Raw genomic sequence first — 22,621 nt, 5'->3', positions numbered from 1 at the left:
ATGGAGCCGATGCGCGTCCTGGTTGTCGATGATCATCCGCTGTTCCGGTACGGGCTGTGCGCGATGTTGTCGACGGTGCCGGAGATCGAGGTGGTCGGCGAAGCCGCGACGGGAACGGCCGCGGTGTCGCTCGCGGCGTCGCTGCAGCCGGACGTGGTGGTGATGGACCTGAACATGCCCGACTTCAACGGGGTCGAGGCGAGCAGGCGGATCACCCGTACCAGCCCGCACATCGGGGTGCTGGTGCTGACCATGTTCGACGACGACCAGTCGGTGTTCGCGGCGATGCGCGCGGGCGCCCGCGGCTACCTGCTCAAGGGCGCGGGTGAGGACGAGATCGTCCGGGCGATCCGCGCGGTCGGCCAGGGCGAGGCGATCTTCGGCCCGGCGGTGGCGACCCGGCTGCTCGGGTTCTTCGGCAGCACCCCGGCCCAGCCGGTGGAGGCGTTCCCGGAGCTGACCTCGCGGGAGCGCGAGGTGCTGTCGCTGATCGCGCAGGGCGAGAGCAACCCCGCGATCGCGCGGCAGCTGGTGATCAGCCCGAAGACGGTGCGCAACCACGTGTCCAACATCTTCAGCAAGCTGCACGTGGCCGACCGGGCGCAGGCGATCATGCGCGCCCGCGAGGCCGGGCTGTAGCGGCCCCTCCGGGCAAAGACGGGACTCGCGGTCCCATGTGCCCGGGACACCCTCCGGTCCACTCTGGTGAGGCGAACCAAGGCAGGGTCGATCTAGGGGGATCGAAGAAGTGAGCACGTTGATGACCGAACGGCTATCGCTGCTGCTGCATGCGACGGACGGCATCTCCCGCGCGGGTGTGGCCGCCGCGCTGGGCCCACGACAGGAGGTCCGGTTCGTCAGCGTCGAGGAAGCGCGGCCGGACGCGGTGGCCATGGTGGTCACCGACCGCACGGACGCACGCAGCTCGCAGGTGCTGCGGGAGCTGAGGTACCGGGGGCTCACCAAGCTGGTGCTGGTGGCGTCGGAGTTCGACGAGGCGGAGTTGCTGACGGCGGTCGAGGTCGGGGTCTGCGGGGTGCTCCGAAGGGCCGAGGCGACCCCGGAGGCGTTGCTGCGCCTGGTGGTGGCGGCGGCGAGCGGGGAGAGCACCCTGCCGCCGGAGCTGCTCGGCAGGCTGATCCAGCGGATGTCCCGGTTGCGGCGGCCGGGGTCCCGGAGGGGCGGGACGGTCACCGGGATGACGCCGAGGGAGACGGAGGTGCTGCGCATGGTGGCCGACGGGCTGGACACCAGGGAGATCTCCGAGCGGCTGAACTACTCGCAGCGGACGGTGAAGAGCATCCTGCACGACATCATCAGCCGCTTCCAGCTGCGCAACCGCCCGCACGCGGTCGCGTTCGCGTTGCGGGAGGGGCTGATTTGACCGCCGGCCGGCTCGGGGCGGGGGTCCCCGGGTGATCAGCGAAGTGGACGAGGCGCTCCGCGCGGCGCTGCGGGAGACCTTGTCGCGCGGGACCCTCGTGCGTTTCGACCCGCCGACCCCGAGCTGGCTGGCCGAACCCCATCCCCGGCCCACCGTGCACCTGTTCCTCTTCCAGCTGCGCGACGACCCCTCCCTGCCCGGGGTGGGGCGTCGCGAACTCAGCTACCTGGTGACCGCGCGGGCGGAGGACATCGAACGAGAACACCGCCTCCTCGACCGCGCGCTGCGGACTCTGACCGCGTCACCGGAGCTGGCCGCCGACACCGTTGTGCGCCTTGCCGATCCAGGCGGTGGCGACCTGTGGAGCGCCCTGGGCATGCCCGCCCGCGCGGCCTTCGTGATCGCGGTCAGCGCGCCGGGTTCACCAAGCTAGTTCCCGGCACGGCGTCGCGCAGTCCGCGGGCTCGACCTGAAGCGTGGCGTGCTCGATGTGGTAGTTCTCGGCCAGCAGCCGCTGCGCGGCGAGCAACACCTCGGTGTGCTCCATGCCGGGCTCGGTGATCAGGTGCGCCGAGGCCACCTCCATGCCGGAGGTCAGCGTCCACACGTGCAGGTCGTGCACCTCGACGACCCCGGGCAGCTTCACCAGGTCCGCCTGCACCGAGGCGACGTCGACCCGCTCCGGCGCGTGCTGGAAGAGGATGCGCAGCGCGTTGCGGCCGAGCACGTAGGCCCGCGGCAGCACGAACAGCCCGATCGCGACGCCGATCACCGGGTCGGCGTACCGCCAGCCGAAGAAGATCGTGACCAGGCCGCTCACCAGCACCCCGATCGATCCGATCATGTCCGCCATGACCTCCAGGTAGGCGCCGCGGACGTTGATGCTCTCCTTCGCCCCTGCCTGGAGCAGGAAGAACGCGATCACGTTCGCCGCGAGCCCGACGAGCGCGACGAGGGTGACCGGCAGCCCCGGCACCTCCGGCGGCGCGCCCAACCGGTCGATCGCCTCGATCAGCACCCCGATCGCCACTCCGAACAGCAACAGCGTGTTGGCCAGCGCGGCGAGCACCTCGGCGCGGTACATGCCGAAGGTGCGGCTGGCGGAGCTGCGGGCCCCGCGGGCGAGCAGGATGGCGACGACGGCGAGGATGATGCCCAGGACGTCGGTGAACACGTGCGCGGAGTCCGACAGCAGCGCGAGCGAAGACGTGCTCAGTCCCACCACCACCTGCGCGACCAGGGTGAACAGGCCGAGCCCCGCCGCGACCAGCAGCCGGTTGAGGTGCTTGGCCGACGCGCTCTCGGGGTTGTTCGCCGCGATGCCGTGCCCATGTCCGTGTCCCATCGGACCTCCTCTCACCACGAACATATAGCGAGATGCGCATATGAGCAATCGTGCCCTGGGGCACACCGGGGGTGCCCGCACGAGCATCGCCGGGGCATGCGCTAAGCTTCAGCAGTCGCAAGCGCGATGGGCCCCCGTAGCTCAGGGGATAGAGCACCGCCCTCCGGAGGCGGGAGCGCAGGTTCGAATCCTGCCGGGGGCACCCGATTGGCCCGATCTTGTTCGCGAACCACGCTCACAAGATCGGGCTTTTGTGTTTTCTGGGGGCCGAGCCCCCAGGCCCCGCGCCGGGGGCACGCCCCCGGACCCCAGTGGTCGATTTGGGGCGAGCACGGACCACCGTCACCGGGTGGGAGCGAGCACCGGACCCCAGCCGCCGGGTGGGGGCGAGCACCGGACCGCAGTGGTCGGGTGGGGCGGCAACGGGACGAAGAAGTCCTGTTGTGAGGGGCTCATAGGTTGGTCGGCTATGGGTGAGGTGACGCGGACGCGTCGGAGTTACGACTTGGTGGCCGACCACTATGCCGCTGCGCTCGGCGACGAGTTGCGGCACAAGCCGCTGGACCGGGCGATGCTGGACGCCTTCGCTGAGCTCACGAGCGGCGGGGTTGTCGCCGATGTCGGATGCGGTCCTGGGCACGTGGCCGCTTACCTCTCAGCCGGTGGGGTCCGAGTGGTTGGCATGGACCTGTCGCCCGGGATGTGCGACGTCGCGAAGCGGGGCACGTCGCTCCCGTTCTGCGCGGCCGACATGACGGCGCTACCCGTGCGATCGCGGACGTTGGCCGGGTTGGTGTGCGTGTACGCGGTCATCCATCTCGGCACCGCACAACGCGCCGCCGCCTACGCGGAGTTCGCCCGCGTGCTTCGGCCTGGCGGGCACGCGCTGGTCTCGTTCCACATCAGTGACGCCGACGTCCCGATGGGCGGCGAGAAGGTGCTGAGCGACTGATGGGGCCACGACGTGGACCTGACCTTCCGGTTCCTCGCCCCCGTCGCGGAGATCCAGGCGCTGGGCTCGGTCGGCCTGGAGGTCGTCGCGCGGCTCGACCGCGGTCCGCATCCCGGTGTCGAGCACGCCAGTCAGCGCTGTTCCTTGCTCGTCCGGCGCCCCTGACAGACGCAACCCGGTGGTCGACAGGAATGTCGACCACCGGGTTCCTGAGGCCCTTGGTCAGCCGAAGTAGCCGCTGAACAGGATCTCGCTGATCTTCGTCGTGGTTTCCTTGCCCACGTCGTAGCCATCCTTGATCACCTTGGTGTTGCTCATGATCGCCACGGTGTAGCGCTGGTGCGGGCCGACGAACCCGACCGAGTTCATGATCCAGGAGCCGTCGTCGTTGTCGTCGGACCAGCCGTTCTTGTTGCCCGGCTTGGCCTTCGCGCCCGCGCCCCACACGCCCCACTGCTGGTTGGCGTCCACCGCGCTCATCTCCTTGACGATGTACTCGCGGTGCTTGGCCGGCAGTTTCTCCAGCACGTAGTTGATCAGGCGGTCCAGGTCGTTCGGCGTGGTGAGGATCCAGCCCCAGTGGTGCTTGTGCTGGTCGGTGAACTTCATGTCCGTCATGCCGTAGGACGGGAAGCGCTTGGCGAACTCGGCCTCGCCGCCGTAGCGGTTCCACAGCGTGTGGGCCGCGTCGTCGTCGCTGGAGTTGAGCATCTTGTGCATCAGCTCGCGGTCCTCAGCCGTCAGCTTCACCGCACCGGAGTCGTTGCGCAGCAACAGATCCACGACCATCGCCAGTTTCGGCGTCGAACACGCCCACGCGTGGGTGCCCGCCGCGTTGTTGCGCCAGACCGCGCCGGTGAGGCGGTCCCGGACGACGATACCGGTGAGTCCGGGACGGCTCTCGGCGTACTTCTGCGCCTTGGCGATCCGGACCTTGAGCGCGCCGGGGAACGCGACCTGGCCGACAGCGTCGGCGGAGACCTCCGGCAGTGCCGCGCGTGAAGTGGCCATCGCGGCGGGGGCGCCCATGACCAACGCGATCGACGTCGCGGCGGCAGCGCACAGGGCGAGACGCTTGTTCATTCGTTTCTCCTGATGAACACGTGAAAAATGGCGACGGGCCGCGGAGTTAGCAGCCGCCGCGGTCGTTGGACTCCAGGCTGAAGTCATCGACGATGTCGTTGAGCACCACGAACTTGTACTTCGCGTCCTTGTTTCCAGGAACGGGCGAGGTGTAAAGCCAGTCGGCTTCCGGGTCCCTGGTCAGGTCCGGGTACACGCGCTTGGCGTCGGCCAGCTTCGAGCCGCGGCCGACTCCCTCGTTCGTCCGCATCCTGGAGGTGCCGCCGATGAGCGTGACGCCCCGACTACCGGAGATGAACACTCCGCTGGCCCTCGGCATGGTGCCCTCGGTCGGCGCGAAGTAGTACCTGCGGCAGAACTCGCCGCCCTCACCGTCCACGAGCAGGCCGGTCGCGACGGCCTGTGCCTCGCTCGCGCCGAGCTCGATTCCCTTGTAGCCGGTCGGACCGAGGATGTTGCGTTCGGACGCCTGAGCGACACCGGTCATGCATCCGACAGCCACAGCCGCGACAAGCGCAGCACCAACGAAACGCGTCTTCATGCCTTCTCCCCCGGAGCACAACGAGTTCGGTTGTCCGAACTACTTGTTAAGACCACACAGGGGCATCTCAGGTTGTCCACCATTCAGGAACAGGAGGGGCTTTCGTGCGACGCCGAAGGGACAGTCAGCTGCTCGGCGGGCACTTGGTACCCGCTCACCAGGATCGGCGCGGTCGGCCTGAGCGGGGAGATCGCGCCACAGCCTCATCACCCCCTGGCACCCTCACCCGCGCACCCCTCATTTCGCGTTATGTAGGCTTAACGCGAAATGAGAGCGCTCTTTCGCGCATCAAGGTGACAAAACGCGAAGACCCCGACCACGCCAGCCAGCCCACGGGGGCACGGGGGCGGCGCGCCCCCTCGGGGCATCGGGGTGACGTGCAGGACAGCGCTAGGGGGACTCAGCACCCGGGGAAGCGCCCTGCGCACTGGCAGGCGTCGGCTTGAAGTAGGGGGCCGCGCCCTCGTGGAGCGCGCGACCCACCGTCGTCGTCGCCGGGTCTCCCTGGGAGAAGCTACTGACCAGCACTTCGTCGTCGAGCGTTTTTCCTTGCTGTCGTGGGATCTCCCGAGTCGCACGGAGACCGTCCACTGTGGCCGTAGCAATGGCATCGGGGTGTCCGTAGGTCACTGTTCTCGATCGGGAGCGCGACCAGTTTGGCTCGCAGTGGTGGTTGCGATCGTCAGCATCAAGGCTGCGACAACTGCGGCTACTCGACTGAACATGGTTCTCACGGTGCCGGGCTGCGCGCCCCCGCCGGCGTCATGTACCGCCCCGTCTCGCGATGGGGCCAGCCCTACCCCTGAGGCGCCGGCCCCATTGCGTTGAGGGCGGTGACGATCGTCTTCTCCTCGTAGGCGAAGTGATCCTCCAACTCCGTTGCCAGGCGTTCGAGGTCCCCGCGCAGCCGGACCGGATCGCTCTCGCCCGGCGTGTAGTCGTCAACGAGTTGGCGGATCTCCGCCTGGAGCCGCGCCACGACCTCGTGGTCCTCACCGAGCTTCGTCAGCGCTGGGGCCAGGGCGGGAAACCGTTGCGCCAGCATCGGAAACGCGCCATAGTCCTCCCCCGTGTGGTGTTTCGTCAACGCGCCACAGAACTCCAGGCAGTGCGAGCGCATCTGCCTGGCGAGGTCGGAAGGTGAGCGGTCGACGGTTACGGAGTCCGCGCGCCCGTCGATGATCTCGTCCACCTCGCGGCGCAGCTCGACGAGTTCCTTGCGCAGCCAGTCGTGGACTTCCACCACGAAGTCGCCGAGCCCCCTGACGCGGTCGGCCCCCGGGGTCGGCTCGACGCGGTGCAGCGTGACCACCGGGATCACGCGGGTCGTTTTCTGTTGGTACTCCCTGTATCCCGGCGCTTGCTCAACCACCTTGGCGAAAAGCTGGTCCCGCTCGTCACCTGTCGGGATGCCCGCGATCGCCTCGTAGGTCTCGGTGCCGGTCTCCACCGTGACCACCGGGTTCGAGCGGATGTTGTGGTACCAGGCCGGATGCGTTGGCGCACCCATCGCGGATGCGATCACCACGTGCTGCCCGTCGATTTCCAGATAGCCCAACGGGCTCGTGCGGGGCAGTCCGGTCCTGGCTCCGGTGGTGGTCAGCAGCGCGAGGGTCGCGCCCTCGAACATCCCGCCGACCTTGCCACCGCTGGCGCGGAACTCGGTGATGACCTGCCGCTGGAAGTCGGCGAAGTCGAAGTCGTCGTACGTATCGGTCATGTGGTCCTTTCCTTGTCGATCCACGGGATCGGAGGACGGAGAACCACCAGGAGACGGCACGAGAAAACCCCGCATGCTGGCTACGCGTTGAAGAACGACGTCATGACCCCAGGACAAGGGATGCCATGTGCGAGAGAACGGACTCCTGCCGGTCTCTTAGTGGCTCAGAAAGCCGCTACCTCCATGCGTAGGCCCATCCGGGGCACGGCACGACAGTAACACGACGACTGCCGCGGACCGCAAGAACCGACCATGGCCGGGACAACACCGCTGGAGACCGAAGTACACCCGCTCGGCGGTTGAGGAAATACGGCATCGAGCAGGGGGCGCAGGTACCCGATGCGGGTTCATATTTGCCTTGGAGGACCGGATCACCGGAGAGGCAAGATTTCGTCACCGATGCCGACGATCGACGCAGACCCTGGCACATGGTAGACACGGCGCAGGGGTGAGCCTTCACAGAATGAACAGGGCCATCACAGGAAGGGGTTCCCGCAACTCGATCCGGCAGGGGGCGAAGCGTTTCCTCGCAGATTGTCGAGCCGGAAGGAATCACGATGACCGCCGAAAGCGTTCCCTTCGCGAAGTTGGCTCCTCCGCACACCCCCGCACGGGGATCGGACCGGTCGGGGCACGCGGCTTCGAGCCGATCGCTCGTGGCCCGCATCGACGCGGCGCTCGCGGCGTCGATGGACCAGTTCCGGCAGGTAACCGGTCAGAGCGCGCGCGAGACGACCGACCTGGTCACTGCCGCGGCACGGTTGACCGAGGCGGGCGGCAAGCGCATCCGGCCGCAGTTGTTCTACTGGGGCTTCCGCGCCGGTGGCGAGCCGGACAGCGACGGAGTGATCGAGCTGGCGGTCGCGATCGAGCTGTTCCATGTGTTCGCGCTCGTGCATGATGACCTGATGGACCGCGCGGACACCCGACGCGGTGTTCCGACCGCGCACAAGCAGCTCGCGACCCTGCACCGGGAACGCGCGTGGGATGGTGACGCTGATCATTTCGGCCTTTCCGCCGGAATCCTTCTCGGTGACGCGCTGATGGTCTGGGCGGACCGCGTCGTCAACGCGAACCCGCTTCCGGAAGATCGTCGGGAACGGTTCCGTCTCGCTTACGACGACATGCGGCTGGAGCTCATTTCCGGCCAGTACCTCGACATTGTCTCCGGGCACTCCGGCGACTCGTCGATGAGCGCGGCGCTGCGGCTGGCCCGGCTGAAGTCGGGCAACTACTCGATCAGCCACCCACTGCGGCTCGGCGCCATCGCGGGCGGCGTCGGCCAGGACACCATCCGGGCGTTCGAGGAGTTCGGCGCCGCACTGGGCGAGGCGTTCCAGATGCACGACGACGTCCTCGGCGTCTTCGGCAGCGCGGCGGAGGTCGGCAAGCCGGTCGGCGAGGACATCCGCCAGGGCAAGCGGACCACGCTGATCGCCGCGACGCTGGCGCGCGCGACGCGGGCGTCCACCGACAGGTTGCTGGAGCTGGCGGGCGACCCCGGCCTGAGCGAGTCCGATGTGGACGAAGCTCGGAGGATCATCGAATCCTCCGGCGCTCTGGAGGAGGTCCGCGCGATGCTGCGCGAGCGGGTCCGCGCAGCCAGGCGGACGCTGGCATCGATGACGCTCGACCAGCGGGTGCGGCAGGCGCTGCACGACCTGATCGGCGTGGTGGCCAGGCACTACTGAGAACCCCAGCGTCGTTGACCGCCTCCGCCCGGCCGCGCTGGTGCTTGGTCGATCGACACAGAACAGTCGAGCGGAGGCACCGCCACCCCTTGCCCTCCAGGACGTTCCCGAACCCGTCTCGGCGCGGGCTGGCTGGGCCCGGAGGCGCTGGCGTTCGGTTCGAAGGAAGCGCTGTTCCGGGAGTCCATCGAACTCCACGAGCGGGAGGAGGTTGCGCGACGCGGTGAAGACCTTTGTCGCACAAGGAGAACTGCGTCCTGACGCTGATGCGCAAGCCCTCAGTGACGTGCTCTGGAAGCGTCTGCTGGCCGTGTTCGGCGCTCAGCGCGAGTAGACCTCCAGCTCCACGATCCGCGAGTAGGCGTGGTCATTGGAGTCCAACGCCACGATCCGCACCGCGTCCGCTGTCACAGCGGGGAATGTGGACTTCACCCTGCCGAGGACGTTGCCGCGCACCTGGCTGACGGTCGCCCAGGAGCCAGCACTCCGCACCTGCACGTCCCAGTCACGCAAACCGTTCTGCGCGGCGGGATACTTCGCGGAGTCGAGCGTCTGGAGCTCCACTCTGCCGATTGTCGTCGGCGCGACCAGGGTTACCGTGTAGTCGTCGGGGAAAGCCCCACGGGTGGCGTCGTTCCACCCGGTGCTGGTGGACCAGTTCTCCGGGTTCGCGTCGCCATCGACAGCGCCACAGGTGCGGAAGCTGCCGTGCGTAGACGAGGATCTGGCCTGTTCTCCGACCGCGAGGTTGTCGCCTTCTCCCTTGGACGGCAACGGAAGCACCTTCACCGGCACGGTGCGCCGTGTCCGGTCGACGCTCAGGTTCAGCTCGTAGTCGCCGGGTTTAGCGTTGCGCGGAACGGTGATCCCGATCGCCGTGCTCACCGTGTGGTCGGGGTCCCACGCGGGCAGCCACGTGGAGATGATCCTGCGGTCCGGGGTCACCGGCGCCTGTGCGCCGATCTCCAGGTCGACGTAGCGGTCCGCGGTGCCGGTGTTGGTCAGGCCGACCTTCACCGAACTCGGCAGGCAGGGCATGCCGACAACCTGCACGCGCTCCGGGTTCACGGTCAGGGCGACGAAACTGGCCGGCGCCGCCGCTGAACCGAACATCACCGCCGCGGCGGTCACGGCGAGAACTCTGCGCTGCATGGACTGTCCTCTCCGGGGTTCAGGTGGCGTGGATGGCCGGGTTGCCGTCCTCGACGACGAGCCGGGAGCGCGAGGTCACCGTGCCGTTGGGCACCGTCACCCGGTCCGCGACGCGGTAGTCGGCGACCCACTGGGTGGCGTTGACCTCGCACCGGACGTAGCCGCGCTGGAAGTTGTGGAACTTCACGTGCGGGTTCTCCGCGAGGATGGTGAGACCGTCCGCGTCGTGGTCCATACCGTCGCGACCGGAGGAGATCGAGGTGCCGACGAACTCCGTTCCCACCACAGGAGAGGACGCGTCGGCGTAGTCCGGTCGCAGCTCGGAGGCGACGCTGCGGTGCAGGTCGCCCGCGATGCTGACCAGGTTGCGGACGCCGCGTTCCCTTGCGCCGCCGAGGATTCGCTTCCGCGAGGCGTCGTAGCCGTCCCAGGTGTCCATCGGAACCAGCAACCCTTGGCCGCGCTGGAGGTCGAGCTGTGCGATGGCGGTCTGGTGCGCGAGCACCTCCCACCGCGCGGACTTCTCCGCCAAGCCGTCGAGCAGCCACTTCTCCTGCGCCGCCCCGGTAATTGTCCGGTTCGGGTCGAGCGAGCCGGGGTTGGGCGGCTTCATCCCGTCGCCCGCTGCCTGGTCGTCGCGGTACTGGCGGGTGTCGAGCAGGTTGAACCGGATGAGGTCGCCGTACTGGAACCGGCGGTACAGCTGGACGCCCGGCCCGTTCGGAGCCTGGGCGATCCGCACCGGCATGTGCTCGTACCAGGCGCGGAACGCGTTGGCCATCCGGACCAGGAACTCGTTGCGCGGCGCGTTGTTCTCCGAGATCGGCCCGGCCCAGTTGTTCTCGACCTCGTGGTCGTCGACGGTGACGATCCACGGCGCGACGGCGTGCGCGGCTTGCAGGTCGGGGTCGGTCTTGTAGAGCGCGTAGCGGCCCCGGTACTCGTCGAGCGTCATGGTCTCGCGGGTGAAGTCCACCGGGACCGGTTGCTGGCGAACACCGGAGTCCGCGCCGACGCCGTACTCGTAGATGTAGTCGCCGAGGTGGAAGACGACGTCGTGTTCCTTGCGGGCCATGTCGCGGTAGGCGGTGTAGAACCCCTCCCACCACGCCTGGCACGAGGCGAACGCGAACGCCATGCCCGGCACCGACTGGCGGGGCGCGGGAGCCGTGCGCGTGCGGCCGACGGGGCTGATGTGCCCGCCCACGATGAAGCGGTAGTAGTAGTGCCGCCACGGTCGCAGTCCGCGAACGTCGACGTGGACGCTGTGCGAGGACTCGCGCCTGGCGAACTCGACGCCGCTGCGGACGATCCGGCGGAACCGGTCGTCCTCGGCCACCTGCCAGACCACGGCGACGGGACGGTCGTTCATCCCGCCGAACGGGTCGAGCGGCTTGGGCGCGAGCCTGGTCCAGATCACCACGGCATCGGGCAACGGGTCGCCGGAGGCGATGCCGAGCGCGAAGGGGTAGTCGCGGAGCCGGTTCACCTCGACGGTGGAGGCGTTGGAGGTCCCGATGCCGGGTAGCGCACCGGTGAACGCGAGTCCCGCAGCCATTCCGGTGGCTGTCAGGAACTTTCGCCGAGTGGGGTTACCTGCGTTGGCCTGGTCGAACGGGCTGCGGGTCACACGGCGGACAGTATGAGCGGCCTTCACGACCAACAACGGTCATGGCCTTATCCGGCCGAGCTTTCGCTTGAGCCGGAAGGGTTCCCGGCCTCACTCCCCCGCTCGGCCGAACACCAGCGCATGCCTGGCGAGCTCGACCCACCGCAGCCGCGCGGCCTTCGGCGTCTCCTCTCCCGGCGAGGTGGTCAGGGTCTTCGCGTTTTGTAGGCTTAATGCGCAAGAGAGCGCTCCCATTTCGCATTAAGGCTACAAAACGCGAGATGAGGGGTGCGTGCGGTGGGCTTGGGGTGACGGGGTGGGCGGGCCCAGTGACGGGGCGGCTGGCCGGGGTCACATATCGAAGGATTCGAGGAGCTTGCGGAGGAGTTCGGCCAACTGCTCCCGTTCGGCCGACGTCAGTCCACTGAGGACTCTGTGCTCGGTGTCGACGTGATCGGGCAACGCTCGGTCGATCAGCGCCCGGCCGTCCTCGGTGAGCGCGACCAGCACGACACGGCCGTCCGACTCGCTCGGCGTGCGGGTGATCAGGCCGCGCGCCTGGAGGCGGTCGAGCCGCTGGGTGATCGCGCCGGAGGTGACCATGGCCGACCGCATCAGCTCGGCGGGGGTCAGGCAGCGCTGCGGCCCGTTGCGGCGCAGTGTGGCCAGCACGTCGAACGACGCGGTGTCCAGGTCGTGCTCGGCGAACGTGCGCTTCAGCTCCGCGCTGATCCGGGTGGACACCCTGCTGAGGCGGCCGATCACCGCCATCGGTGAGACATCGAGGTCGGGACGCTGCTCCGCCCACTGCGCCAGCACGAGGTCGACGTGGTCCGCCATCGGCTCAGCCTAGCCAGCGCCTCGACCGTGAGGCGGATCTCCCTCGACAGATAACTTAGCACTAAGCTAGTTTGTCTTAGTGCTAAGCAATCGGGTCGGACTGGTCGCGGTGACCGCCCTGGCACCGGCCATCTGGGGAACCACCTACCTCGTCACCACGGAGCTGCTGCCTCCCGGCAGGCCGCTCCTGGCGGCGGTGCTGCGCGCGTTGCCGGCCGGCCTGCTGCTGGTCGCGCTCACCAGGCGGCTGCCGACGGGAGCCTGGTGGTGGCGCGCGGCGGTGCTCGGCGCCCTCAACATCGGGGCGTTCTTCGCGCTGCTGTTCGTCGCCGCCTACCGGCTGCCCGGCGGTGTCGCCGCCACCATCGGCGCCCTGCAACCGCTCCTGGTCGCCGGGCTCGCGGCCGGCCTGCTGGGCGAGCGCCTGACCACGCGGACCGTGCTCGCTGCGGCGGCCGGTGTCGTCGGAGTCAGCCTGCTCGTGCTCCGTGCGGACGCGCGGCTCGACGCGCTCGGGATCGCGGCCGCGGTCGGCAGCGCGGTCGTCATGGCCACCGGGGTCGTCCTCAGCAAGCGGTGGACGTCGCCCGCTCCGCTGCTGGCGACCACGGGGTGGCAGCTCGTGGCGGGCGGAGTCCTGCTGGTCCCGGTCGCACTCGTCGTCGAAGGACTGCCACCGGCGACGCTGAGCACGGAGAACCTGTTCGGCTACGGCTACCTGGCGATCATCGGCGCGGCGCTCGCGTATGCACTGTGGTTCAGGGGAATCCGAGCGCTCTCCCCCACCGATGTCACGTTCCTCGGCCTTCTCAGCCCTGTGGTCGCGACCACGCTGGGCTGGCTCGTCCTGCACCAGGAACTCACCGCGTCCCAGGCCGTCGGCGGGCTCGTCGTGCTCGCGGCGCTTGTCATCGTGCAGCTCAGAAAGCGCTGAAACCCATGCGCGTCAAACAGCGACCATCGTGGTGCGCGTGCGGGTTGGCTGGCGCGGTCAGAGCTTTCGCGTTTTGTCACCTTGTTGCGCGAAAGAGCGCTCCCATGTCGCGTTAAGGCTCCACAACGCGAAACAGGGGGTCGCGAACCGCTAGCTCAGCGGGAGGTCGTAGACAACGAACCCGCGGAAGCGAGCCACCTTGTCGTACAACGTGCGCGCGGTCGCGTTGTCCTGCTTGGTTTGCCAGTACAAACGAGGCACACCACGGTCTCGCGCCACCTGGGCCACTCGGCCGATGAGGGCACGTGCCACTCCCTCACCGCGTGCCGCCTCATCGACGTAGAGGTCCTGGAGGTAGCAGGAACCATCCGTCCACACGGCGGCATGGAAGAGGAAGTGCGCGATGCCCACCACTTTCCCGTTGAGCAGCGCGGCAAATCCGTGCAGCTCGTCACCTTTCAGCAACCGCTGCCATGTTCTCTCGTATGACTCATCGGATTCGACTGTCTCGTAGAACTTCTTGTAGCCGCGCGCCAGGGTCTCCCACCTCGCGCGGTCCTGCGGACCCAACGGCCTGACCTCGATCACGCCCACAGATTGACACCGTCAACTTAACGGTGTCAACATGGCCGCGTGGAAGCCAGACGGGTCCGCGCCCGCGCGGGCGACGGAGCACACCTGCGTGAGGAGATCCTCCGCAACGCGGAACAGCTGCTCGTGGAGACCGGCAACGAGGACGCTCTGACCCTGCGCGCGGTCGCCCAGCGCACCAGGGTCACGACGCCCTCGGTGTACCTGCACTTCACCGGCAAAGAAGCGCTGGTGGAAGCGGTCTGCCTACGTGTGTGGGATGAGCTGGGCCGCCGTATCACCGACGCCGTCGGCCGTGTCACCGATCCGTTCATCGCGCTCGGTGAGTGCGGGCGCGCCTATGTGCACTTCGCACTCGACCACCCGGTGCAGTACCGGCTGTTGATGATGCGGCCCGCCACCTCCGCAGAGGTCCCACCGGCCTCCGCAGCGTGCTTCGGCTACATGGTGGACGCGGTCACGGCGTGTGTGGAAAGCGGTGTGCTGCAAGGAAATCCGGAAACCTTGGCGCTGACCATGTGGACGGCCGTGCACGGCTGCGCCGCACTGCTCATCACCCAGCCCGCGCTGCCGTGGCCGGACGACGTCAACGAGATCATCGACGCCACCATCCGCATGGCCGGTTTCGGCACCGCGCTCAACTCCCAGCTCCCCCGGCGGCGAGCACCCCGCAGCGTGGAGCTGCTCGAAGGCATTGGTGCGGCCGCGGAGCGGCTCCGAGCATCGGGACGGAAGAAGTGATGACCGGCAGAGTGGTGCTCGTGACCGGTGCCTCGCGCGGTGTCGGCGCGGAGACCGCCCGGCTGCTCGCCACCTCGGGCGCGCACGTGTACGTCAACTACCGCGACAAGGCGAAGCGCGCCGAACGGGTTGTCGCCGAGATCGTCGCGGCGGGCGGCAGAGCTTGGCCGCTCAAGGCCGATCTCACCGATCCGATCGCCGTCACCGCGATGCTCGACGAGGTGCGCGAACGCAGCGGAAGGCTGGACGCGTTGGTGCTCAACGCTTCTGGCGGCATGGAACGGGATCGCGACCTCGGCTACGCGATGCGGCTCAACCGGGATGCCCAGGTGCGGGTGCTGGAGACTGCGCTGCCGTTGATGCCCGCGCTCTCGCGGGTGGTGTTCGTGACCAGCCACCAGGCGCACTTCCACGGCAGGCGGCCCGGGTACGCGGCCTACGAGGCGGTCGCCGAGAGCAAGCGAGCCGGGGAGGACGCGCTGCGGGCCAAGATCCCGGAGCTGCGCGAGCGGGGTGTCGGCCTGGTCGTGGTGTCGGGCGACATGATCGAGGGGACGATCACGGTCACGCTGCTCGACCGCGCCGAACCCGGCATCGTCGACGCCCGCCGGGCCGAGGCGCGGAGCCTGCCCACCGTCGGCGAGTTCGCCGCCGAGGTGGCCAAGGCCGTGGTGGAGCCGCTCGAAACGGGACACACCGTCTACGTCGGCGGCGCCGACTACCTCACGCTGACGGCACCGGGTCGAGGGTGATCTCGATCCCCACCGCCGCGCCGTCGAAGTCTGAGGGCGCGACCTCGCTCCGGGGATCGCGACGGTGCGCTTGACCTTCCCCGTGCGGCTGGGCGGGTAGCCGTGGAGGCGGTCCCTACGGATGCATCGACGCGGCCAGCAACAACAACGAGAGCAGTGCCTGGGCGAGCGCTACGCAGATGCCCGCGACAGCGGTCCAGTCGACGCTGTACCACTTCCTGGTGGCGATCGAGACGACGCCGCAGACGCACGCCGCGACGACGAAGACGAGGTTTCCCCCGGGCACGATCCAGCTGACTGTTCCGAGCCCCAGCGAGAGCGGTCCGAGCCATGCCTGGACACCGGGGCGGTCCTTCGCTGGCAGCTGCTTCATCGCTCCGTCTGCTTCACGGCTCAGAATGACTAGTCTCCGCCGAGCCTACTGCGATCGGCGGTCACCGGTTCTCGTCCGAACCGCCACCGCTGTTGCCGGACTCGTTCTGCCGCGGGGCGTCCACCGGCACGCACGCCCCGACCGGCCCCTCGGCGAAGCTCACCCGGAGCCCTGCGGCATCCCCGCCGCCCGAGGTCTCGATCACCACGGTGCGGTCCCCGGTGAAGTCGGCGGGGTCACGCCCTGTTCGCGCGCAGTCGTCGGCTGCTCATCCGCTCACCCGTCTCCCAGATGTTCATGACGACAGTTCTTGGCCTCGGTCGTCATCCGCGTTACGAACACCCGGCAGCGGGCTCCGGTCAGCCTCGGAGCGCGGCGGTCATCTCAGCGGCCCATTCCCAGGGGCGGGCGGTCCCGCCGGGGAGGGAGTTGAAGTACTCCCAGCCGTCCACGCCGCCGAACGTCGGGTACTTCCTGACCAGCTCGGTGACCGTGCTCCGCAACCGTGGCACGTCCACGAAGCCTTGGCAGCCCGACGGGTTGGTGAGCGCGCCCGCCACCACCTTGGCGGGCGGGACCAGGTTGCGGGCGATGATCCGGTCGTAGCCCGCCGTGCTCGCCAGGCTTCCCCAGCCGCAGTAGAACTGCGCGTTGAACCAGTCGATCTTCGAGCCGTGGCTGCGGTAGAGGTCCTCGTAGCTGAAGCCGGAGAGGTTGCCGCCACCGGAGAGCGCGGTGGCGACCGGGGCCATGGTGATCACGAAGGAGCTGCCGAAGTCCGCGCGCAGCCGGTCGATGAGCTTCTGGATCGCCGCCAGTGACATGCGTTCCTCGACGTCGAGGTCGACACCGCTCAACCCGTAGGTGGTGATCACGTTGCGCAGCAACGGGTAGTAGGTGTCGAACTCGCGCTCCAACCGCTGGTAGCTGCCCTGGGCCGCGCCGCCGACCATGCCGATCACGTTGACGCCCTTGGACTTCATCTCCCGCAGGTCACGCCACATCCGGTTGTAGCGCTCGTGCGCGGGCGGGTGGTCGTTGAGGTGCACGATCTTGTTGTCGTTGAGGTGGATCGCGCCGACGATCACGTCCGTCACACCGGTGTTGTTGGTCAGCAACGGCAGCGGGGAGACGTAGTCTCCGGTGCTGCCGTTGCTGTACTGGGTCTGGTAGTAGACGACGACCCGCTTGTTCGGCGCGGCGTTCGCCACGGGCGCGAGCACCACCGCCACGAGCACGGCCAGCACTGCCGCGAGCTTGTTCATGCACGCTCTCCTTCGCACCACAGCACGGGGAACCGGGATGGCGGCGGAGAACCCTCAGCGGCCGAATCTACGCGGTCACCACACCGGCAACAAGATCCGTGAGTCGTGCTGGACGTGGTTGGCGACCGGCGCCGTCGTGGTGCCGACCCCGCCGTACTCTGCCGTGCCGAGGTTGCGGGCGAAGCGCGGATGCGCGCCGCCGGAGACCTGGCGTGATCGAGGGTGTGCGCGTTTTGTCACCTTAATGCGCGAAAGAGCGCTCCCATTTCGCATCAAGGTGACAAAACGCGAAACGGGGGTCGCGTGAGGTGGGCTCCGGCGAGGTGGTGGCCGATGACCGGCCGGTGCCGCTGTGTGCGGAGCGCGAGTGACCGGCCGGTGCCGCTGCGTGCGGAGCGCGAGCTAGTGGTGCAGGCGTTGGTGGAGCGACTCCATGCGGGCGTCGAGCTGGGCGGCGATCGCGGCCGTGCTGGCCAGCTCGTCGGCGAAGTCGGCGGGCACGTGGTCGTCGTACTTGTAGAACAGCTTGTGCTCCAGCGTGGCCCAGAAGTCCATCGCGATGGTGCGCATCTGGACCTCGACCTTGACGTGCTCGACGCGGTCGGAGAGGAACACCGGGATCTGCACGATCAGGTGCAGGCTGCGGTAGCCGTTGGGCTTCGGGCTGGCGATGTAGTCCTTGGTGCGCAGGATCTTCACGTCGTGCTGGCGGCGCAGCATCTCCTCGACGCCGTAGACGTCGGAGACGAACGGGCACACCACCCGCACGCCCGCGACGTCGTCGAGGTGCTCGGCGATCACGTCGAGGTCGGGCTCCAGCCCCTTGCGGCGCAGCTTCTCCATGATCGCTTCCGGCCGCTTGACCCGGTTGGTGATGTGCTCGATCGGGTCGTGCCGGTGGACGAAGTCGAACTCCTCGCTGAGGATCCGCAGCTTCGTCATCAGCTCCTCGACGGCGAACTTGTACACCAGCAGGAACTGCGAGAGCTGCCGGTAGACCTCCAGCGCGGGCGGGCCGATGTCCCTGCCGACGACCTCGGAGCGCGAACGGCGCACCAGTGAGTTCTCCCCGCTCGTGGCGGCTCGCGAGCCGTCGTCCATCACCATTCCCGTCCCCCACCAGCAGCGCTGCCACAAGGTGAACGAGCGTACAAGCAGCCGAGTTCCCCAGTCCGGTTAGGACAGTCGCCCCGGTCAGGAGCACGAGCTCAGGAGAGCACGGGCACCGAGGCGAACACCCGGCCGAGCCCCAGGTCCGCGCCCGCGACGCGCCACCACGCGAGCTGGTCGACGGTGTCGATGCCGTCGACCACCACCGTCACGCCGGCGGCGTGCGCGAGCCCGACCAGCTCGGTCAGCGTGCGGTCCACCATCGAGCTCGTGCCCGCGCGCCTGGCCTGGAGCTCGACCACCGACCTGGCGATGCGGATCGCGCTCACCGGCAGGTCCTCCATGCAGGCGAGGTCGGCGGCCGCCGTGCCGAAGCCGTCGAGCACGACGCCGATGCCCGCCTCGGCCAGCACCCCGAGGTTGTCGGAGGCCTCCTCGCCGCAGTCGGCGAGCAGCGCGCGGACCGGGAAGCCGAGCTGGAGCCTGCCGGGGTCGAGGCCGGTGTCGTCGAGCACCTGGAGGATCTCGCCGACCAGGTCGGGGTCGGTCGCCTGGTTCGGGGTGAGTGCGACGCCGAGCGGCACCTCGTGGTCAGCCATGCTCCCGCACGCCGACCTCAGCAGCCAGGTGCCCAGCGGCATGATCAGGCCGATCTGCTCGGCAAGCTCCAGGCACCGCTCGTGCGGCAGCAGCCCCAGCTCCGGGTGCTGCCAGCGCAGCAACGCCTCCACCGCGACGGTCCTGCCGTCGTCGAGGCGGATGAGCGGCCGCGACAACACGCCGACCTCGCCGCTCTCCCACGCGCCGGGCATGGTCGCGGCGAGGCTGAACCGCGAGCGGTCGAGCTCGTTGCGCTCCGGGTCGTACAGGCCCCACTGGCGCAGGCCGTTGCGCTTCGCCCTGCGCAGCGTCATGTCCGCGACCCGCAGCAGCTCGCTCGGTTCGATGTCCGACGGCGGGCGGTGCACCACGCCGATGCTCACCGAGGCCGCGACGCCGTTGCCGTCGACGTACAACGGCTCAGCGAGGGCCTCGTTGATGCGCTCGATGGTGCTCACCACGTCCGGTGTGCCCACCTCGTTCTGCACCAGGACACCGAACTCGTCGCCGCCGAGCCTGGCCACCATGGCGCTCTCGCCCGCGAAGATCGAGAGCAGTCGCTCGGCGACGTTCTTCAGCAGCGCCTCGGCCACGTGACCGCCGAGCCCGTTGGCGATGACCGAGAACGCGTCGAGGTCCAGGTGGTACATGGTCACGCCGAAGGTCTCGTCGGCGTGCCGCAGCACCCGCTCCAGCCTGGTGGTGAAGAACTGCCGGTTCGGCAGGCCGGTCAGCACGTCGTGCAGCGACTGGTGGCTGAGCTGGCCCTGCAACAGAGTCAGCTCGGTGTCGTCGCCCACGATGGTGACGTAGTGGTTGGGGTTGCCGTCGTTGTCGCGCAGCAGCGAGATCGTCAGCTGCGCCTGCACGGTCTCGCCGTCCTTGCCGAGCATGCTGCGGCGCTGGCGCAGCCGCTGGACCTTGCCGTCGTGCAGGTCGCGGAAGGCGTTGCGGACGAACGGCACGTCCTCCGGCGCGATCACGTCGAACAGCGTCAGCGTGCCGAGCTCCGCGACGGTGTAGTCGAGGATCTCGCCGAGCGCGGCGTTGGTGCGCACGAACTTGCCGTCGGGGTCGGTGATGGCGATGCCGCTGCTGGAGGAGGTGAAGACCTCGTCGAAGCGCGCCTCGCTGGCTTCGGTGTCGCGCTGCGCGTCCTGCGCGGCCTTGATCAACGCGCGGTTGAGGTTCTCCTGCTGCTCGAAGAGGGACAGCCGGACGGCCTCGACGTACCCGGACGTGAGCGCGCCGAGCAGGCCGATGACCCGTTCCGGCAGCCGCTCGACGGGCAGCAGGTCGGCCATGCCGAGCAGCGACTTGCCCACGACCTCAACGGTCCGCCGCAGGCTGGTCCGGCCCGCGAAGTTCAGCGCGACCAGCCGGGCGCCCACCGCGCTGGCGTCGTCGGCGGAGAACGGCTCGCTGCCCACCACCTCGAACAGGACGTCGACCAGTTCCAGCAGCGTGCGCTCGATGTCCTGCTGCGCCATCGGGATGTAGGTGGTCGTGCTGACCAGGTACGCCCACTTCCTGGCGAGCTTGGCGCGGGCGCGCCGCACCGACTCGGCGGAGGACTTGGTCTCCGCCGAGTGCAACGGCCGGTCCGGGAGCGGAACTGTCATCGCACCCGGTCACCGGAGCGGACGCCGGCCAGGACTTCGGACAGCGCGGGGATGAGTGACGCCACGGTTTCCTCGCTGATTCCTTTGCGCGCAGAGCAAGCAGCCTAGCGACTCCAGTAAGCGACCGGCTACACGTCGTGATCGCCCAAACGAGTTTCCACAACAGCATGAGTTGTCCCGAGAACGGTGGACATGCTGGTCAATGGCGTGTGATCAACTGAAGAATCGGACAGAAGGTCAACCGCCGATCGGGGAATTCCCCCTTCGACGACTCTAGGCATTTGCCAAGCTCGCAAAATGCACATCGGAAATCGAGCGGAATTCGGCCTAGAATTCGGGCTCAGCCGACGCTTCCCGGCACCCGAGTCAAGGGGGAATGCGTGCTCGACGGTCTCCACCGCCTCGCCACCCTCATCCACCCCGTTCATCCGGCGGTCCTGCGCGGTGTTCTTCTCCAGTGGCTCACCGACGCCCACTACGAGGCCGGAACCCTTCAGCAGCGGCGGGAGGTGAGTTCCCGCGGCGATTGGGTCAACCAGAACAGTTTCGGCACAGATCGGTATCAGTTCTTGCTTCGCACGGCCGACACGCTCGTCAGGGAACTGCCTGATTTGGTCGTCGCGCGCCCGCACGGCTCGCTGGTGCTGAACCTCAACGGTGCCGCCATCTACCAGTTCCGGATGGAGAACCCACCGCACGGACTCGTGCGCGCCGGCGACTTCCGGGAGGAACTGCTCAGCGACGAGCCGGCGGACACCGGGCAGCTGGAACTGCTCACCGGGGCCTTTCTCCACCTCGGCGGGCGCGAGCTGGTGCTGCTCCCGTGGGCGGGAACCGACACCGGCGGCCTGCGCGAGGCGTGGATCGGGTCCGGCGCGCTCAACGCCGAGAAGAAGATCGACTGGGACTGGTGCCTGTCGTTCGACCACCTGGTCACCGGCTCACCTGACGGCCCACCGGGAACGCACCTGGCGACCGGCTTCGACGGACCCGAGCCGAAGGTGGATCTGCGGCCGAGAACGGACGAGGCGGGCACGGAGGCTGGCTGAACCCGACCGGCCGGTGCGCCGACCCGATCGGGTGGTGGGAGATGATGCTCGGGCCAGTCGCTGCTGGCGATGACCCGAGGAGACGACGTCGTGACGACGGATGCCCACGCAGCAGCGCGGGCCTTCGACCCGGCGCGGTTGTCGATGGCCCGCGAGCTCGCGGGCCTGCGCAGGCACGACCTCGCCGAGGCGATCGCCGGGCACGCCGCGACGATCTCGCAGTACGAGCTGGGCCAGGCACGCCCGACCGCGGAGACGCTGGAGCGGTGCGCGGAGCGGCTCGGCGTCGGCGTCGGGTTCTTCTCCTCCGGCAGGCCGCACCTGCGGCTGGACACCGCGCACGCGCACTTCCGCTCCCTGCGTGCCACCACGGCCGCGCAGCGCGGGCGGGCCCTCGCGCACGTCGAGCTGCTGTGGGAGGTGGCCAACGCGCTCGACGGCGTCGTGGAGCTGCCTCGGATCGATCTTGGTCTCCCGCTCGGCCTTCAGCACGGTGACGCCGCGCACAACGCCCGTGCCGTCCGCAAGGCGTGGGGTGTGCACAGCGGTCCCGTCGCGCACCTGGTGCGCAACCTCGAATCGCGCGGCGTGGTGGTCAGCCGGTTGCCGAGCACGATCGGCACGAGCGTCGAGGCGTTCTCCTCCGCGCTGCACGGCAGGCCGATGATCGTGCTGACGGAGCAGCAGGACGCTCTGCGCCAACGGTTCTCCGTCGCGCACGAGCTCGGTCATCTGCTGTTGCACCCCGACGCGGCGCCCGGCAGCCGCAAGCACGAGTCGGAGGCGGACGCGTTCGCCGCCGAGTTCCTGATGCCGGCCGAGGAGATCACCGAGACGTTCCCGGCACGCGCCGACCTCACCGCGCTGAAGGAGCTCAGCGACTCCTACGGCGTCTCCGTCTCCGCGCTCGCCGCGCGGGGCAGGAGCCTCGGGCTGCTGACGGACGCGGCACACCGGCGGCTGTTGACGACCATCACCAAACTCGGGTGGCGAACCGCTGAACCGGTCGACAGGGAGCACTCCGGCGAGCGACCCGAGTTGCTCTCTCGCGCGGCGGATCTCGCTGGGGAGCACGGACTTCCGCTGTCGGCACTCGCCGTTTGCCTGCACGTCGACGTCGCGACGCTGCGCGGTCTCGTCGGGTTCACCGAGGCACGGCCGAGGCTCCGGCTGGTGTGACTCCTCGCACGGCTCACACCTCGTGTGCGGCGGTTCTTCCGGCTCCGAGGTAAGCTCGGCGGTCGCGCCCATCGGATTTTCCTTGCAC

25 protein-coding genes and 1 tRNA gene are annotated in these 22,621 nt (G+C 68.7%); 12 read left to right on the top strand and 14 right to left on the bottom strand.

The window, feature by feature from the left end:
* The 3 genes from ACFFQA_RS13355 (at position 1) to ACFFQA_RS13345 (ending at position 1,817) form a co-directional block, all read left to right on the top strand.
* Positions 1 to 639: a response regulator gene (locus tag ACFFQA_RS13355; protein ID WP_377852122.1), complete on the top strand. Its 639-nt coding sequence runs from the start codon at positions 1 to 3 to the stop codon at positions 637 to 639.
* A 121-nt stretch (positions 640 to 760) separates the two neighbouring features.
* A complete protein-coding gene (locus ACFFQA_RS13350) occupies positions 761 to 1,384 on the top strand; it encodes a response regulator transcription factor (protein ID WP_377852120.1) in 624 nt (207 codons plus the stop codon).
* 31 nt (positions 1,385 to 1,415) lie between these two features.
* Complete coding sequence (locus ACFFQA_RS13345) at positions 1,416 to 1,817, top strand: Pvc16 family protein (protein ID WP_377852119.1); 402 nt, start codon at positions 1,416 to 1,418, stop codon at positions 1,815 to 1,817.
* Here the strand turns inward: ACFFQA_RS13345 and ACFFQA_RS13340 are convergent.
* On the bottom strand, positions 1,806 to 2,729 hold the full coding sequence (locus ACFFQA_RS13340) for a cation diffusion facilitator family transporter (protein WP_377852118.1): 924 nt from the start codon (positions 2,727 to 2,729) through the stop codon (positions 1,806 to 1,808). The two genes, ACFFQA_RS13345 and ACFFQA_RS13340, sit on opposite strands and share 12 nt — an antisense overlap.
* A gap of 130 nt (positions 2,730 to 2,859) precedes the next feature.
* Between ACFFQA_RS13340 and ACFFQA_RS13335 the strand changes: the two genes are divergently transcribed.
* From ACFFQA_RS13335 to ACFFQA_RS13325, 3 genes are all read left to right on the top strand, one after another.
* A tRNA-Arg gene (locus ACFFQA_RS13335) sits at positions 2,860 to 2,931 on the top strand.
* A 306-nt stretch (positions 2,932 to 3,237) separates the two neighbouring features.
* Positions 3,238 to 3,681: a class I SAM-dependent methyltransferase gene (locus ACFFQA_RS13330; RefSeq protein WP_377852117.1), complete on the top strand. Its 444-nt coding sequence runs from the start codon at positions 3,238 to 3,240 to the stop codon at positions 3,679 to 3,681.
* Between the two features lie 12 nt (positions 3,682 to 3,693).
* Positions 3,694 to 3,846, top strand: coding sequence for a hypothetical protein (locus tag ACFFQA_RS13325; protein ID WP_377852116.1), 153 nt, complete (start codon positions 3,694 to 3,696; stop codon positions 3,844 to 3,846).
* 57 nt (positions 3,847 to 3,903) lie between these two features.
* On the opposite strand, the gene ACFFQA_RS13320 is transcribed toward ACFFQA_RS13325, so the two are convergent.
* The 3 genes from ACFFQA_RS13320 to ACFFQA_RS13310 all read right to left on the bottom strand — a co-directional run bounded on the left by ACFFQA_RS13320 (position 3,904) and on the right by ACFFQA_RS13310 (position 7,025).
* Positions 3,904 to 4,710 (bottom strand): serine hydrolase, encoded by an 807-nt coding sequence (locus ACFFQA_RS13320; RefSeq protein ID WP_377852283.1) that lies wholly within the window; start codon positions 4,708 to 4,710, stop codon positions 3,904 to 3,906.
* Positions 4,711 to 4,810: 100 nt separating this feature from the next.
* Positions 4,811 to 5,251 (bottom strand): hypothetical protein, encoded by a 441-nt coding sequence (locus tag ACFFQA_RS13315; RefSeq protein WP_377852114.1) that lies wholly within the window; start codon positions 5,249 to 5,251, stop codon positions 4,811 to 4,813.
* A gap of 850 nt (positions 5,252 to 6,101) precedes the next feature.
* Positions 6,102 to 7,025, bottom strand: a complete 924-nt coding sequence (locus tag ACFFQA_RS13310) for a nitroreductase/quinone reductase family protein (protein ID WP_377852113.1) — start codon at positions 7,023 to 7,025, stop codon at positions 6,102 to 6,104.
* A 656-nt stretch (positions 7,026 to 7,681) separates the two neighbouring features.
* Between ACFFQA_RS13310 and ACFFQA_RS13305 the strand changes: the two genes are divergently transcribed.
* The gene (locus ACFFQA_RS13305) at positions 7,682 to 8,716 is read left to right on the top strand and encodes a polyprenyl synthetase family protein (RefSeq protein WP_377852112.1); all 1,035 of its coding nucleotides are present in this window, start codon (positions 7,682 to 7,684) and stop codon (positions 8,714 to 8,716) included.
* A gap of 321 nt (positions 8,717 to 9,037) precedes the next feature.
* Here the strand turns inward: ACFFQA_RS13305 and ACFFQA_RS13300 are convergent, their stop codons facing one another.
* The 3 genes from ACFFQA_RS13300 to ACFFQA_RS13290 all read right to left on the bottom strand — a co-directional run bounded on the left by ACFFQA_RS13300 (position 9,038) and on the right by ACFFQA_RS13290 (position 12,317).
* A complete protein-coding gene (locus ACFFQA_RS13300) occupies positions 9,038 to 9,868 on the bottom strand; it encodes a discoidin domain-containing protein (protein ID WP_377852111.1) in 831 nt (276 codons plus the stop codon).
* Positions 9,869 to 9,887: 19 nt separating this feature from the next.
* The gene (locus ACFFQA_RS13295) at positions 9,888 to 11,498 is read right to left on the bottom strand and encodes an alkaline phosphatase D family protein (RefSeq protein ID WP_377852110.1); all 1,611 of its coding nucleotides are present in this window, start codon (positions 11,496 to 11,498) and stop codon (positions 9,888 to 9,890) included.
* A gap of 330 nt (positions 11,499 to 11,828) precedes the next feature.
* Complete coding sequence (locus tag ACFFQA_RS13290; RefSeq protein ID WP_377852109.1) at positions 11,829 to 12,317, bottom strand: MarR family winged helix-turn-helix transcriptional regulator; 489 nt, start codon at positions 12,315 to 12,317, stop codon at positions 11,829 to 11,831.
* 79 nt (positions 12,318 to 12,396) lie between these two features.
* Here ACFFQA_RS13290 and ACFFQA_RS13285 point away from each other — a divergent pair, with 79 nt between their 5' ends.
* A complete protein-coding gene (locus ACFFQA_RS13285) occupies positions 12,397 to 13,251 on the top strand; it encodes an EamA family transporter (protein ID WP_377852108.1) in 855 nt (284 codons plus the stop codon).
* 150 nt (positions 13,252 to 13,401) lie between these two features.
* Here the strand turns inward: ACFFQA_RS13285 and ACFFQA_RS13280 are convergent, their stop codons facing one another.
* Entirely contained in the window at positions 13,402 to 13,845 is a 444-nt protein-coding gene (locus ACFFQA_RS13280) for a GNAT family N-acetyltransferase (RefSeq protein WP_377852107.1), read from the bottom strand.
* A 39-nt stretch (positions 13,846 to 13,884) separates the two neighbouring features.
* On the opposite strand from ACFFQA_RS13280, the gene ACFFQA_RS13275 reads away from it, so the two are divergent.
* Together ACFFQA_RS13275 and ACFFQA_RS13270 are read left to right on the top strand one after the other, a co-directional pair.
* Entirely contained in the window at positions 13,885 to 14,583 is a 699-nt protein-coding gene (locus ACFFQA_RS13275) for a TetR/AcrR family transcriptional regulator (RefSeq protein WP_377852106.1), read from the top strand.
* Complete coding sequence (locus tag ACFFQA_RS13270) at positions 14,583 to 15,335, top strand: SDR family oxidoreductase (protein ID WP_377852105.1); 753 nt, start codon at positions 14,583 to 14,585, stop codon at positions 15,333 to 15,335. Before ACFFQA_RS13275 ends, ACFFQA_RS13270 begins: the two co-directional genes overlap by 1 nt.
* A gap of 115 nt (positions 15,336 to 15,450) precedes the next feature.
* On the opposite strand, the gene ACFFQA_RS13265 is transcribed toward ACFFQA_RS13270, so the two are convergent.
* The 6 genes from ACFFQA_RS13265 to ACFFQA_RS13240 form a co-directional block, all read right to left on the bottom strand.
* Entirely contained in the window at positions 15,451 to 15,708 is a 258-nt protein-coding gene (locus tag ACFFQA_RS13265; protein ID WP_377852104.1) for a hypothetical protein, read from the bottom strand.
* A gap of 61 nt (positions 15,709 to 15,769) precedes the next feature.
* The gene (locus tag ACFFQA_RS13260) at positions 15,770 to 15,916 is read right to left on the bottom strand and encodes a hypothetical protein (RefSeq protein ID WP_377852103.1); all 147 of its coding nucleotides are present in this window, start codon (positions 15,914 to 15,916) and stop codon (positions 15,770 to 15,772) included.
* Positions 15,917 to 16,067: 151 nt separating this feature from the next.
* A complete protein-coding gene (locus ACFFQA_RS13255) occupies positions 16,068 to 16,973 on the bottom strand; it encodes a glycosyl hydrolase family 18 protein (RefSeq protein WP_377852102.1) in 906 nt (301 codons plus the stop codon).
* A gap of 75 nt (positions 16,974 to 17,048) precedes the next feature.
* Positions 17,049 to 17,213, bottom strand: a complete 165-nt coding sequence (locus tag ACFFQA_RS13250; protein WP_377852101.1) for a hypothetical protein — start codon at positions 17,211 to 17,213, stop codon at positions 17,049 to 17,051.
* Between the two features lie 162 nt (positions 17,214 to 17,375).
* Positions 17,376 to 18,074, bottom strand: coding sequence for a GTP pyrophosphokinase (locus ACFFQA_RS13245; protein WP_377852282.1), 699 nt, complete (start codon positions 18,072 to 18,074; stop codon positions 17,376 to 17,378).
* 107 nt (positions 18,075 to 18,181) lie between these two features.
* Positions 18,182 to 20,305 carry a putative bifunctional diguanylate cyclase/phosphodiesterase gene (locus ACFFQA_RS13240; protein WP_377852100.1) on the bottom strand — a complete coding sequence of 708 codons (2,124 nt, stop codon included), beginning with the start codon at positions 20,303 to 20,305 and terminating at the stop codon, positions 18,182 to 18,184.
* Between the two features lie 380 nt (positions 20,306 to 20,685).
* On the opposite strand from ACFFQA_RS13240, the gene ACFFQA_RS13235 reads away from it, so the two are divergent.
* Positions 20,686 to 21,354, top strand: a complete 669-nt coding sequence (locus ACFFQA_RS13235) for a hypothetical protein (protein ID WP_377852099.1) — start codon at positions 20,686 to 20,688, stop codon at positions 21,352 to 21,354.
* A gap of 90 nt (positions 21,355 to 21,444) precedes the next feature.
* On the top strand, positions 21,445 to 22,533 hold the full coding sequence (locus tag ACFFQA_RS13230; RefSeq protein WP_377852098.1) for an XRE family transcriptional regulator: 1,089 nt from the start codon (positions 21,445 to 21,447) through the stop codon (positions 22,531 to 22,533).
* Positions 22,534 to 22,621: the final 88 nt, after the last annotated feature.

This window comes from Allokutzneria oryzae, from assembly GCF_042429765.1.
In the GTDB taxonomy this organism is placed as follows: Bacteria; Actinomycetota; Actinomycetes; order Mycobacteriales; family Pseudonocardiaceae; genus Allokutzneria; species Allokutzneria oryzae.
The sequence above is the reverse complement of the archived record's forward strand: the minus strand, read 5'-3'. Positions and strand labels throughout refer to the sequence as shown.

What these genes read in the sequence shown, in the direction of transcription:
- ACFFQA_RS13355 (WP_377852122.1), top strand. Translation starts at nt 1, where the DNA reads ATGGAGCCGATGCGCGTCCTGGTTGTCGATGATCATCCGCTGTTCCGG.
- ACFFQA_RS13350 (WP_377852120.1), top strand. Translation starts at nt 761, where the DNA reads ATGACCGAACGGCTATCGCTGCTGCTGCATGCGACGGACGGCATCTCC.
- ACFFQA_RS13340 (WP_377852118.1), bottom strand. Translation starts at nt 2,729, where the DNA reads ATGGGACACGGACATGGGCACGGCATCGCGGCGAACAACCCCGAGAGC.
- ACFFQA_RS13320 (WP_377852283.1), bottom strand. Translation starts at nt 4,710, where the DNA reads ATGGGCGCCCCCGCCGCGATGGCCACTTCACGCGCGGCACTGCCGGAG.
- ACFFQA_RS13315 (WP_377852114.1), bottom strand. Translation starts at nt 5,251, where the DNA reads ATGACCGGTGTCGCTCAGGCGTCCGAACGCAACATCCTCGGTCCGACC.
- ACFFQA_RS13310 (WP_377852113.1), bottom strand. Translation starts at nt 7,025, where the DNA reads ATGACCGATACGTACGACGACTTCGACTTCGCCGACTTCCAGCGGCAG.
- ACFFQA_RS13300 (WP_377852111.1), bottom strand. Translation starts at nt 9,868, where the DNA reads ATGCAGCGCAGAGTTCTCGCCGTGACCGCCGCGGCGGTGATGTTCGGT.
- ACFFQA_RS13290 (WP_377852109.1), bottom strand. Translation starts at nt 12,317, where the DNA reads ATGGCGGACCACGTCGACCTCGTGCTGGCGCAGTGGGCGGAGCAGCGT.
- ACFFQA_RS13270 (WP_377852105.1), top strand. Translation starts at nt 14,583, where the DNA reads ATGACCGGCAGAGTGGTGCTCGTGACCGGTGCCTCGCGCGGTGTCGGC.
- ACFFQA_RS13265 (WP_377852104.1), bottom strand. Translation starts at nt 15,708, where the DNA reads ATGAAGCAGCTGCCAGCGAAGGACCGCCCCGGTGTCCAGGCATGGCTC.
- ACFFQA_RS13255 (WP_377852102.1), bottom strand. Translation starts at nt 16,973, where the DNA reads ATGAACAAGCTCGCGGCAGTGCTGGCCGTGCTCGTGGCGGTGGTGCTC.
- ACFFQA_RS13245 (WP_377852282.1), bottom strand. Translation starts at nt 18,074, where the DNA reads ATGGACGACGGCTCGCGAGCCGCCACGAGCGGGGAGAACTCACTGGTG.
- ACFFQA_RS13240 (WP_377852100.1), bottom strand. Translation starts at nt 20,305, where the DNA reads ATGACAGTTCCGCTCCCGGACCGGCCGTTGCACTCGGCGGAGACCAAG.